The 12,975-nt window shown below is 45.6% G+C and carries 8 protein-coding genes; 4 read left to right on the plus strand and 4 right to left on the minus strand.

All coding sequences use genetic code 11. The features are described from left to right. Positions 1-20: 20 nt before the first annotated feature. Complete coding sequence (locus tag BN3769_RS05230) at positions 21-1,463, minus strand: saccharopine dehydrogenase C-terminal domain-containing protein (protein WP_228840623.1); 1,443 nt, start codon at positions 1,461-1,463, stop codon at positions 21-23. Positions 1,464-1,583: 120 nt separating this feature from the next. On the opposite strand from BN3769_RS05230, the gene BN3769_RS05235 reads away from it, so the two are divergent. The 3 genes from BN3769_RS05235 to BN3769_RS05245 all read left to right on the plus strand — a co-directional run bounded on the left by BN3769_RS05235 (position 1,584) and on the right by BN3769_RS05245 (position 6,613). Next, positions 1,584-2,027 (plus strand): hypothetical protein, encoded by a 444-nt coding sequence (locus tag BN3769_RS05235; RefSeq protein ID WP_068468280.1) that lies wholly within the window; start codon positions 1,584-1,586, stop codon positions 2,025-2,027. A gap of 196 nt (positions 2,028-2,223) precedes the next feature. Then, complete coding sequence (locus tag BN3769_RS05240) at positions 2,224-5,082, plus strand: valine--tRNA ligase (RefSeq protein ID WP_068468282.1); 2,859 nt, start codon at positions 2,224-2,226, stop codon at positions 5,080-5,082. Between the two features lie 454 nt (positions 5,083-5,536). Beyond that, positions 5,537-6,613 (plus strand): hypothetical protein, encoded by a 1,077-nt coding sequence (locus BN3769_RS05245; protein ID WP_068468285.1) that lies wholly within the window; start codon positions 5,537-5,539, stop codon positions 6,611-6,613. A gap of 101 nt (positions 6,614-6,714) precedes the next feature. Here BN3769_RS05245 and BN3769_RS05250 read toward each other — a convergent pair whose 3' ends face one another. The 3 genes from BN3769_RS05250 to BN3769_RS05260 all read right to left on the minus strand — a co-directional run bounded on the left by BN3769_RS05250 (position 6,715) and on the right by BN3769_RS05260 (position 11,757). Then, on the minus strand, positions 6,715-8,127 hold the full coding sequence (locus BN3769_RS05250) for an alanine/glycine:cation symporter family protein (protein WP_068468287.1): 1,413 nt from the start codon (positions 8,125-8,127) through the stop codon (positions 6,715-6,717). Continuing rightward, positions 8,128-9,519, minus strand: a complete 1,392-nt coding sequence (locus BN3769_RS05255) for an alanine/glycine:cation symporter family protein (protein ID WP_068468288.1) — start codon at positions 9,517-9,519, stop codon at positions 8,128-8,130. A 456-nt stretch (positions 9,520-9,975) separates the two neighbouring features. Continuing rightward, positions 9,976-11,757 carry a hypothetical protein gene (locus tag BN3769_RS05260; protein ID WP_068468290.1) on the minus strand — a complete coding sequence of 594 codons (1,782 nt, stop codon included), beginning with the start codon at positions 11,755-11,757 and terminating at the stop codon, positions 9,976-9,978. Between BN3769_RS05260 and BN3769_RS05265 the strand changes: the two genes are divergently transcribed. Continuing rightward, positions 11,756-12,823, plus strand: coding sequence for a 3-deoxy-7-phosphoheptulonate synthase (locus tag BN3769_RS05265; RefSeq protein ID WP_068468292.1), 1,068 nt, complete (start codon positions 11,756-11,758; stop codon positions 12,821-12,823). The genes BN3769_RS05260 and BN3769_RS05265 overlap by 2 nt on opposite strands. The last annotated feature ends 152 nt before the right edge of the window (positions 12,824-12,975 follow it).

Here is a 12,975-nt window from a genome sequence, read left to right on the forward strand (position 1 = left end):
CGCGAACCTAGATCATTAGCTTAAACCCTGAAAGTGGCAAATTGCCATTCATCCTCTTCTTTGGGCAAACTTGCATTAAAGGGAAGAAAGGCTTGGACATCTGACAAAGGCGACCAATCCACTTGCTGCGAGAGGAATTGGCCTAAATAAGGCTTGGCGATTTCCATGATCTCTTGGTAATTCAAATCATCGGGAAGGCAACAGCCTTCTTGCGGATGCCGAATCGCATAAATAATAGCCGCAACCACTCCTATTGCAACTTGAACCGTTGTAGCGTTTTGGCCTGGCACAAGCCGCCGCGCTTCTTCTATATCTAGAATGCTCCCAATCCACCACGCCTTTAAATCATGTCCCATCAATAGACATCCCAATTCATCGCTTCCGGAAAGAATTTCATGCGATAAGATGCGCCTTTCTTTTTGAGGGCGGTAAGCCCGCATATGCAATTCCTGCAGGGAATTAATGGTCGAGTCACAAGGACAATAAGCGTAATGCACAGTGGGCCGGTAGACGGTTTGCCCGTCTTGATAGACTGTTAAAAATTGGGATAGGCTGAACGCCTCTCCATGACGGATCACCATTCCGACAATCGGGCCGCTAGGTACCCAGGAGCGGACCCATGTATGAATGCCTTTTTGAGACAGGCAAATTTGATTGCCAGGCCCCTTTGAATGCAAGAGAGCTCCTGGAGGGAGTTGCCTTTCGTGCGTGCCCCATCCAATCTCCGACGGCGCCATTCCTTCTTCAATGATGCCTTCCACGCTCCACGTATTGACGAATTCATTGACACGCTTGGGATCGTTGGCGATTTGGGTGTCCCTTTCCGAAATATGGATGGTTTTCAACCCAATCGCTTGAGCCAAGCGAGGGAAATCTAAATGGTGAAGAGCCTGCTCAAGCCCCACCTGTCTTTCAGCCGCAAGCGGCCGTTTCAATAGCTCTTGCGCAATATCAATGAGGCCTTGTTTAACAAAATGCGAAACGAGGCCGGGATTGGCTCCGTGATCGATAATGGCTGTCGGCCCTTTTTTTTCCAAAGCGGCAAGCCTGTCTTTCAACCTCATCTGCCGATGATAAAGCGTTAGCTCTCGGGGATCTCTGATCGCATAATGATCAAAGGGATTCCAAAGCTCCAAGGACGTATTGATATACCGCACTTGGCGCTGTTGGCACCACTCAATCAAGCTGGCCGTCTCTAAATTCCAGGCTAAATCGACCAATAAATCTCCCGGCGAAAGACAGTTTATCAATATTTCTTGATAATTTTCTTGCGTCAAGCGCACTTGTTCATAGCGAACTCCGCGCCTAATAAAAGGTTCGATGGCAGAGCGATTATCTACAAAATCAATGATAGTCACAGAAGAAGGCAAGATATCGATCAAATTAAATAAAATGGGCAACGTGCATTGAGCCACGCTTCCGCAACCAATGATAACGATATTTTGCCTAAATGGAACCATCATGAACTCCTTATAAGTTAAGGAAATAAGTTAAATTTTAGCACACTTGCCGGCACAAATTGCCATAATAATAATTAAACCATATATTTTAACCTGATTTTTAAAGAAAAGAGAGGAAAAGCGATGAGAGTGGAATTTTTAAGAGTAGAGGAATTTTCTAGATGGCTAGGTCAGATGACGCAGCCCACCCATCCGTATTATTTTTCTGCGCAGCTCCTCCTTTTTTCCGGACTGTCTTATTTAAGCACGGCCTGCCTAACGTCTATTCCTCCCGTCCAGGGAATGGCTTTTATGACTATAGCCTTTACCATTAGCCACTTTGTTGCCCCTCTCTTTGCCAAATGGCTAGAGCCTTATTGGACTGTTTCCCTTGTTCCTTTAGCGGGTCAAATCCTGCATTTAACCACCTCTGCGTTGCTATCCAAGGCGATCTGCTTTCTTGCCGGCTATCATTTAACACTGACCCAGATTGCCCAAGTCAGTTCGGCCTTTCTAGTAGCCGTCTATGTGCTAAAATTCGCCTTATTAAAATTCAGGCAATTATACCAATTTCCCTCCACAGCTTGATTGACTTCGGTATAGAGGAAAGTTGCAAATCCTTCCCCATTTATGCTAAATTATTTTCGTTTTATTAGAGAGGGTATTAAAACCTTAATTAATCGATAGTTGGGATTATTTTAATCCCCCTTGTCAAATTCATAGTTCAACCTTCAATAAATTGAATGATTGCATTCCTGCCCGGATTGCCTCAATAAGGAGACCCATGGCCGATTTACCCAAAGCCTATGAAGCAAAAACCATTGATGCAAAGTGGTATCAATTTTGGGAGGCCCGCGGCTATTTTCGCGCCGACGCCCATTCTACAAAACCTGCTTATTGCATTGTCATCCCCCCTCCAAATGTGACAGGTGTCTTGCATATGGGCCATGCGCTTGTGAACACCTTGCAAGATATTCTTATCCGTTGGAAACGCATGCAAGGTTTTGAAACACTATGGGTTCCAGGAACAGACCACGCGGGTATCGCCACACAGATGGTGGTTGAACGGCATCTCATTCGGACGCACAATAAAAAGAGAAAGGATTTTTCGCGCGAAGAATTCCTCGTCCATGTGTGGGAATGGAAAGACAAAAGCGAGACCCGCATTATTGAACAGCTGAAGCGCTTGGGCAGCTCTTGCGACTGGTCCAGGCAGCGCTTTACCATGGACGAGGGAAATACACGCGCCGTCCGAACCATGTTCAAAAAATTGTTCGACGATGGCTTAATTTATCAAGGCGACTATCTTGTCAATTGGGATCCTGTGACACAGACGGCTTTAGCCGATGATGAGGTAGAATACGAAGAAAAGCAGTCTTTCCTCTGGCATTTTAAGTATCCCTTAGCCGATGGATCGGGTTATATTCATATTGCAACAACCCGCCCAGAGACAATGCTGGGAGATACGGCGGTAGCCGTTTCCCCTCAGGATGAGCGCTATGCAAGCCTTATTGGCAAAACCGTCATGCTTCCTTTGGTTGACCGTCCTATCCCCATTATCGCAGATCATCATGTCGACCCTGCCTTCGGGACAGGAATGGTGAAAGTCACTCCGGCGCATGACCCGAACGACTATCAAATGGGCTTGACGCATCGCCTGCCTTTCATCAATATTCTCACTCCCGACGGCAAAATTAATGCCAATGGAGGAGAATTCGAAGGTCTGACCATGGCAGAGGCGCGCGAAGCCGTTGTCGCTCGCATGAAGGAACTTGGCCTTGTAGAGAAAATCGAACCTCACGTCCATCGCGTCGGCGTGTCTTACCGCTCTAAAGCGACGATCGAGCCTTATCTTTCCAAGCAATGGTTTATCCGCATGGACGGATTTGCCAAACAGCTTCGCGAAGCGGTCGATCAGGCAGAAGTCAAATTGATCCCTTCTCATTGGGAAAGCACTTATTTCCATTGGATTGACAACTTGCGCGACTGGTGCATCAGCCGCCAGCTTTGGTGGGGGCATCGCATTCCAATCTGGTACCACAAAGACGATCCCAAGCGCCTGATTTGCTACGATGGAGCGGACATACCGGAAGAGGTCAAGCAAGCTCCGGATGAATGGATACAAGATCCCGATGTCTTAGATACGTGGTTTTCATCGGCATTATGGCCTTTTGCGACTTTGGGCTGGCCGGACAAGACGCCCGAGCTGGATAAATTTTATCCCAATTCAGTGCTGGTGACAGGCCATGACATTTTATTCTTCTGGGTAGCCCGCATGATCATGATGGGCAAATACGCCATGGGAAAAGCGCCGTTTCCCGAAACATTCCTGCATGGCCTCATTTATGGCAAATCTTATTGGCGCAATTCGCCCGAAGGGGGAATTTTCTATGCCAGCGAACAAGAGCGCTTAGAGTATGACTTGGGCAAGCCAACCCCTAAAGAGGTCTTTTCGAAATGGGAAAAAATGTCCAAATCCAAGGGCAATATCATCGATCCTTTAGAAATGATCGATCAATACGGAACGGACGCCGTCCGAATGGCCCTTTGCGCAAGCGCCACGCAAGCGCGTCAGATTGATCTCGATCGCCGCCGCTTTGAAGAATTTAAAAACTTTGCCAATAAAATTTGGAACGGCGCACGCTTTGTTTTAATGAATCTGGACGGAAATGAAGAGCTCAGCAGCCATCCTCTCGATGCACGCTCATTCTCCACAGGCTTGGACGAATCCCTCCTCAGCTTAGAAGACCGCTGGATCCTCTCAACATTGGCCCGCACGGTAAAAAGCGTAAATAATAGCTTGCAGCATTATCTATTTGATCAAGCCGCTTTAGAGGCCTATGACTTTTTCTGGAAGGAATTCTGCGCTTATTATGTTGAAATTGCAAAACCCATTCTATTTGGAAAAATAGGAACAGCCCCGGAGCGGATCAATAAACAAAAACTGCTCGTTATTGTTCTTTGCCAGGCTATCCGCCTGATGCACCCAATGGCCCCTTTTATTACCGAAGAACTTTTCCATATTCTAAAGGAACGGTTTGAAGGCCTCGAAGAGGGCAAAGCAACAGATCCTTATACTATTGAATGCATTCGCGCCCTAAAAAGCCCCGCTTGCCTAACAGCTCCTTACCCGCAAGTCATCCGTGAAAGCGACCTCAATCCTCAAATCGACCAGACCTTTGCTTTAATGGAGCAAGTTGTCTATACGATCCGCAATATTCGCGGAGAAATGAAGCTTTCCCCCGGCACGGCGACCGATGTTTATATCATTGGACAACCGGATGATCCGGAATGGCAAACGGTCAAAGAAAATATCGGCATTATCTCGGCTTTAGTGCGCACGCAACGCATTGAAGTACAGAGCAAAGAAACGGCAATGGGATTTGCTTGCACGGGAGTATTCCATTCCTTGAAAATCATGCTGCCTCTTCCCGAAGAATTGCTTAAACAAGAGAAGGCGCGCTTAAGCAAAGAAAAAGAAAAATTAGAAGCTGCTTTGGAAAAACTCAACGTCCAGCTTTCTAATCCCGACTTTGTCAGCCGCGCGCCTGCCCAGCTCATCGAAAAGCAAAAAAATCAGCTTGAACAGGGAGAAAGGGAATTACAGGAAATTAACCGCAAGTTAAAAACCTTTTCTGACTGATCCTTTCATACATAAGGGAATTCAACCTTGAATTCCCTTATCTCCCAAACCAAACGTTTTTCCCGAATAGAAAATTCTAAGAGAAGAGATGAAAACAGCTCATGATCTCTGAATTCGACTTGGCATTCCTTGCGAAATTCATCCATCCCCGCACCGAATAAACAGATATAAGGATATAAAGAGAATGCCGCTACAAACCAAGCACGCCTATTCAAATGCTTTTATAAAAGAAAGAAACTTGAATTCAGCTCGTTAGCGGTTTTAATTCCCTCTCTGATAGCCCTTTACAATTCATATATAAATTTAAAATTTTAAAATACCACATTTTCAAATTTATTTTTCCTTAATCATATTTTAACACATAAAAGTTAACATTTAGATTAATTAAAAATTTGTTTTAAAAATAAGAATTTAGTATTATAAAAATAAAACTAAACAAATTTATTAACAACATATGATTAAACCAATTTCTCACTCCTATTCCAACTCTGCGTTTTATTCCGTAGATGCCCATCTAACTAGTAAGGGAAAATTGGAGATATCTACAGGTGATCGGACGTACCAAGTCAAATTATTGGATAAGGATGGCCTATTATTAAATAGAAATAAGTTTGATTCAAAAAAGATTGAACCTATTAAACAATTTTTTGCTCATGTGCTTCGCGAAAGCAAATTTAATAACAAAAATGAAAAAATTAAAGCGTTGACGATTACCCTTAATTCTACCGACTCGGCAGAAGTGACAATCCTTAAGAAAAACCGAATTGAACGCGTATATCGCGAAAAGGTGATTTCTATTACGGATCCCCATTTAAAAGAAATTTTCTCTCCTATGGGTGGTCCCAAATCCGTCATACAAATCCGTCACGTCAACCATTCGTCTCTTGTTCGAAGTGTTGTTAAAGCTTTTAAGAACTTCCTCGGCTTATTTTTTGGCAAAAAATCTCCAGCTACAAGAGAACTGCAAGGAGAATTTAAACACCTCATTTCTCAATTTCCTCGAAAAATCCAAAAGGCCTTTTTAGAGCGCTTATCCAAAATAACAGATGAAGAGCGCTATACGGCCACCTATTTGAGAGAAAAAATTGACTGGACTGGTTTGGATCAAAAAGACATTATTTTAAAGATTTTAAATGGCGCTTATGTCTTGATTGAAGATGATGGAAAAACGTACCAAGATTGGACCGCGCACTTAGAGGAAAAACACGAGCGTCCCTCTTCTCATGAGTCCAATGCCAAGCAATACGCTTTCCGCGGACCTATTGCAAGCGAAGGCCTATTCTCTAAAAAGACAATTACCTTGCCGGATGGAACCAAGAAAGAGGCTACCTGGTTTCAGCTCGAGCGCTATCCTGCAAAATTGGGGTATTACATCGCCCATTTATGGACATGGCTGCTCTATAAGAAAACAGGGCTCAATCAAGGTCCTTTTGGCAGCTCCCCTCATAGCGAAAAGTCCAACCCGCTTGTGTTACGCCTGCGTTCTCCGGGATCGGATCATCCCGTTTTTCCTGTTGCGGCCGCAGCCTAAAATTACCGAAAAAAATTTCCCCTGTAAAAGACAAAGCTCCAAAGAGGGAATCCTCTTTGGAGCTTTTGTTTATCAATCGCAATGGAAAGCGCAACAATAACTTAAGCCAAGGCCTCATTGTTAAGAGCTGCCTGTTTTTCCGCTTTCAATACATTTAGGAAAAGGTGGGTTTCAGCAATGACCACACTCGACAAGGCGCATAGTCCAATCAGATTAGGGAAGGCCATCAAACCATTAAAGACATCGGAAATTTTCCAAACAATATCTAACTCTAGTACAGCTCCCGGAATAATAACTAAGGTAAATAAAATGCGGTAAAAAGGCACCGATTTAACGCCAAATAAATATTCCACGCATTTTTCTCCATAATACGCCCAGCCTAAAAGGGTCGTAAAAGCAAACAGGATAAGTCCGATTGTTACCACATAGCCTCCGCCTGAAAAAACGGATTCAAAAGCTGCAACGGTCATGGACGCTCCATTTAATAATTTGCCTTCGGCATCCATTTGTCCAAAAACACCTGTCACCCCCAAAACCAATCCCGTTACCGAACACATGATAATAGTGGCTAAGAATGAACCTGTCATAGACACAAGCGCTTGACGTCCGGGAAGATCCGTTTTGGCAGCCGCAGCGGCGATAGAAGCCGTCCCTAATCCCGCTTCGCTCGTCATCAAGCCTCGACTCACACCGACTCTTAAGGCTAGCAGCATGGTCGATCCCATGAAACCGCCAAACGCCGCTTGCCCGGTAAAGGCATGCGTGACAATGGCCATCAGGGTGCCGGGAATCTCCATATAATTGAATGCTAAAATAACGCTTGCGCCGGCAATGTAAAAGAGGGCCATGAAGGGAACCAAAAAACCGGCCACTTTGCCGATGCTCTTGATCCCGCCCAGCAGGGTTAGCCCCGTCAAGGCAGCCACGGTAATACCGGACCACCAAGGATTGATGTGAAACATTCTTCCCATGACATCTGCGACGGAATTGGCTTGAAGCATATTTCCCCCGCCTAGCGCCGCTATGGCGCCGAATAAGGCGAAGCAGACGGCTAGCCAGCGCCAGCCCAGCCCGGAGGCAATGAAATACATCGGTCCGCCGCACATTTCTCCCCGCGCATCTGTCACGCGGTATTTTACGGCTAAGATGGCTTCGGCATATTTAGTGGCCATTCCCAAAAGAGCCGTCACCCACATCCAAAACAAAGCGCCCAATCCGCCGACAGCAAGGGCGGTTGCCACACCGGCAATATTTCCTATCCCAATCGTCGCTGCTAAAGCTGTCATTAAAGATTCAAAATGGCTGATATCTCCTTTTCCTTCAGCTTCCGGATGATCCTTGCTTGGACTGAAGACCAGTTTTAAGGCATAACCTAAGTAGCGGAACTGCAATCCGCGCAAGGCAATGGTCAAATAAATGCCAACTCCGGACAAAAGGATTAAAAGAGGAGCTCCCCACACCCAACTATAAAGGACGTCCAGTCCATTCAATAACGTTTCACCCAAATTCGACATTTACTTTTCCGCCTCGCTTAGCTTAAGATTTTCCTCTTCTTCCTTATTGACAGTCAAAAGAAAATCTTTGGTTTCTTTTACAATCACTCCCGACAGTCCGACTAAGGCAATTAAATTTGGAATAACCATTAATCCATTGCTGATGTCGGCTAAATGCCAGGCGATTTCCATTTTCAAAGCCGCTCCCGGAATGACAACCAAGGCGAATAAAAAGCGATAGGCAATGATTGATCTTTCACCAAATAGATATTCGCAGCATTTCTCTCCATAATAAGACCAAGCCAATACCGTTGTATAAGCAAATAAGATCAGCCCGATCGTAACAATATATTCGCCGCCTGTAATATGCGAATTAAAAGCCGCAATGGCTAAAGACGCGCCGTTTAAAACTTGGCCCGAGGCAGACATCGTTCCCATGACGCCCGTCACAGCCAAAACGAGTCCTGTCATTGTGCAGACAATAACTGTGGAAATCAAGGCACCGGTCATGGTAATTAACGCTTGTCTGCCGGGACTATCTGTTCTTGCTGCCGCTGCCGCCACAGAAGAAATGCCCAAGCCGGCCTCATTTGAAAATACACTGCGCGCTACGCCCATTTGCAAAGCCATGACCATGGTCGAACCCAAGAATCCCCCTGTTGCAGCTTGTCCATTCCAAGCGCTATGAATAATGAGAAGAAACGCTTCAGGAATGAGATCGATATTAACAATTAAAATAAAGATGGCAGCTCCGATATAAAGAAGAGCCATGCCAGGAACTAATACGCTAGCCACATGACCGATGCTTTTCACCCCTCCGATGACGACGACCATGGTCAAAACGCATAGAACAAGGCCTGTAATCCAAGGGTCGACTTGCCAAACATGATTAATGGCCTCGGCAATTGAATTTGTCTGCACCAAATTGCCCGTGCTTAAGGCCGCGATCATCCCCAAAGAGGCAAATACCCATGCCATCCACTTCCAGCCCAATCCCTTTTCAATGTACTGCATAGGTCCGCCCGCCATTTCGCCGCGTTTATCCTGCTCGCGGTACTTGACGGCAAGCAGCGATTCGGCATACTTCGTCGCCATACTCAAAAAAGCTGTCACCCACATCCAAAAAATGGCTCCCAAACCGCCCACTGTAATGGCAGTTGCCACACCTACAATCGTTCCTGTTCCGATCGCCCCCGCTAAAGACGTCATCAATGCTTCAAAGTGGCTGATATCTCCCCTAGATCCTTGGCGCTGCCGCGCAACAACCTGTTTAAATGCATAGCCTAAATAGCGAAATTGCACACCCTTTAATAAAAAAGTTAAATACGCTCCTGTGCCTAATAATAATAACAATAAAGGAGCGCCCCAGACCCAATTTCTCAGCTCACTTAAAAATTGATCGACTTGTTCCATGGTTCACCCGTTAAGTAAATGTTTATTGTTTATAATGGGGGAATTGCAAGAATCTCTCACACAACTGACAACAGCTTGTTCAGCGAACAAGAAGGAACGAACGCGGTTTCTTGCCAAATTTTGACATCAAAATTTTAGCGAAGTATAACAGAAATTATATTTCTGGCTCAAGAAATAAACATAAAAATTTTTATAAAAATTTTATTTATAAAACACTCGTTTATTAAACTAAATTTAAATTTAAACAAATAATATTTAAACAAACAAACCCCCATTTAAAATATTAAATAACCTGAAATTGAAACTGTGGGCAGGAAAATCTTCATGTCTTATGGCTGAATTTTTGGCCTTATCCGCTTATTGTAGAGGAAGGGAATTAATACCATTAATGACCTAAATTCGCGTGTTGTTCTCTAGAAGGAAATAATCGCGAACAAGGTCATTAGCCATTCAACGCTAGTCCACTAGCGTATTTTCCCGATAGATCTGCTCCATTGCCGATCCGGGATCTCCTCGAAAAGGCTTAAGGGCAAAGTGGATGGCCAGCGCCTGCCGAACGCCTTGGCTAGCTCCTTGCGCAGCTTCGCTCCAAAAGGATTTTTGCATGTCTTGCCCGGTTAAGAAACTGGAGAAAGGCAAGCGGTGGGATTGAAGAAAATGAAAAATGATTCTTCGCGCGTCCCGGCAAAAATAATAAAAGTAATCGGCTATAGATGCATGCGGACTGTTGGATTGCCCTTTCTCCTTTTGGGCAATCGCCTGTAGATCGGCCAATTGAGCCAGCAAGCTTTCGGCCTTTAAGCGGCAGTCTTCGAGAGGAAGCATCGAAGATCCGTCCTCCCGGGTTAGCGCCTGTATATGTCTCAGTTCTAGCGTTAAATTCGCTAGGGAGTTAAACCATTTTTGCAAAGTCATAAAAGAAAGATCCGAACGATAGGCCCGAAACCATGTGTCCATTAAAAGGGACGGGGCAAGCGGGCGCCAAAGCGCTTGCCCGGCGACCCATAAATTGCAGGCCAATAAGCCGCTCCTATCGGGAAATCGATTAGTCAGCGCAACCATGCCGGCAAAGGCATGGCGATGGAAGCGGCCAAGAACAGCGTCTATGCGCTCAGGCGTGAGAACCGGCCATAGGCCTTCGCCTTGCTGAATCGCTCCGACATTCACTAAAGGAAGCAAAGGCGTCTGAAGAGGATCGGGCAGTTGCCTCAAGTGGTCCCAAACGGGATGCGGAGGGAGAAAATCTTCCCAAGGATCGCCGGCAACGGCAGAGAAGACAACTAGCGTTTTTCTTCCTGCCCGCTGGCATAAAAAGGCTAGCCTCTGCGCCTGCTTGAGCATCTCCTCTTTTTTAGTGGCTGATAGATAATAAAAGAAGAAAGCGCCGGAATTAATGTTCTGCTCCCATCCCTTCAATTCTTCCAGCATGGCCTCAGCTTCCGAAGCGGCATCCGCAAGCGGATGCTGCATAAATTGCGGATGAGTCGACTGACTCTCCCACATTAATCCATCATATTCAGCTGACTTTAAATGGCTTATATGTTCGGCTAAATAGCTGCGAAAATGGGGATCAAAAGGCGAAATAAGAAAAGAACGAAAGGCAGGATCTAAACAACGCCAAGTAGGTTTTAAAATAATTTTCAGTCCATATGCATGAAAAGCTCGGCATAGAGCCTGTAAATCAAGGGAGCGAGGAGGCTGGGTTTGGCTTACTGCGTTTTTTTGCTGGCAGCTTCCTAAAATGACCGTATTAAATCCTTTTTCTAAGGTTTGGAGGCAAAACGAGCGGAAAACCGGCTGTTCCTCTAATGGAACGTCTAGCGCGCATAAAAAAGAAGGGAGAAACAGGCAGATCTCAGGAGTCAAAGAGCAGAGGAGGTCGCCGTTTAACCAAAGCGGGCGCCAGGCATAGCAGGGGGTTGATGCACCTAGATAATCCGGTAAATGGCGGCTGCTAGCCGCTGCTTTAAGCTGAGCCAATCCATAAACAGCAGCAAGCGGACTATCGGCTTCCAAATGAAGGGCCCCTCGATAAAGAGACGCGGTAAATCCTTCTCCTCCCCTTTCCCGTATCTGAGGGAAAAGACAAGCAGGGGCATGTTCAGTTTGCCTTGTTTCTTGATAGTCATTATAAAGAGATTCGACAACTGAAAAGAGTTTTGCCTTCGGACGATGCGTTAAATCTGCATCTGTGCTACACTTTAAGTTCAAATGAAAATTTTTGTTATAGGTCACCATGGAACGATTGCCATCCTATAAAGAACTAAAGAACCGACTGCCGCTAACTCTGCAACAAAAAACTTTTGTGACGCAAAGCAGACAAACGATTCGCGATATTTTAAATAGAAAGGATCCCCGTCTTTTGCTCATTGTGGGCCCTTGCTCGATCCATGATACTCGATCCGCAAAAGATTTTGCCAGACAATTGAAGGAATTGGCGGCAAATGTTGCCTCGCAATTTTTTCTTGTCATGCGGGTTTATTTTGAAAAGCCCCGTACCTCTGCCGGATGGAAAGGATTTCTCTATGATCCTTTGCTCGACGGCTCCAACCGCATGCAGCAAGGAATCGAGCTTTCTCGCCAACTCCTTTTGGAGCTAGCCGATCTAGAAGTGCCGACAGCAACGGAATTTTTGGATCCGTTGACGGCTTTTTATTATAATGATTTAATTGCATGGGGATCGATTGGCGCCCGCACTTCCTCTTCCCAAACGCACCGTCAGTTTGCATCAGGCTTGGATATGCCCATCGGGTTTAAAAATGGCATTGCCGGCAACATTTCAGCAGCTGTGCATGGCGTGATCGCCGCCTCCCATTCCCATTCTTATATGGGCCTCAATGAAGAAGGATTCCCTGTTGTCATTCATACCCCAGGCAACAGCGATGCGCATATTGTTTTAAGAGGAGGAGAGCATCGGCCGAATTATGATCCCGCCTCCATTTCTGAAGCTGCCTCCCGCTTATCCCATGCTCAGTTGCCCGTCCGCTTAATTGTCGACTGCTCGCATCAAAACTCCGGAAAAAAATACGACCGCCAACCGGGAGTCTTCCAATCCGTTTTACATCAAATTGCGGAAGGAAATCCCGCTATTCGAGGGCTCATGCTGGAAAGCCACCTCTATGCAGGCAGCCAACTCCTGCCCTCTCATCCTAGCCAGCTCTCTTATGGGGTCTCCATTACGGATTCCTGCTTAGACTGGAATTCGACGCAGCACCTCATCCGTTGGGGGGCTCATCATCTCAATGCCCTAGCCCTTGCATCTACTAAAGCCCATTTAGATGCACCGGAGCCTATTTTGACATAACCTGCGCTTAATTTGAATGGAATAGATAAGACAAAGCCACGTAAGTGGCATAACTGAAAGCGCATCCGAGATTAAATTCCATTCTTTCAAGAATCCATGTATCGCCTGCAGGAAGCCTGGAATCTCTTTATTTTTTAATTGCAAATTTGAGA

It is taken from the genome of Candidatus Protochlamydia phocaeensis, assembly GCF_001545115.1.
GTDB lineage: Bacteria > Chlamydiota > Chlamydiia > Chlamydiales > Parachlamydiaceae > Protochlamydia_A > Protochlamydia_A phocaeensis.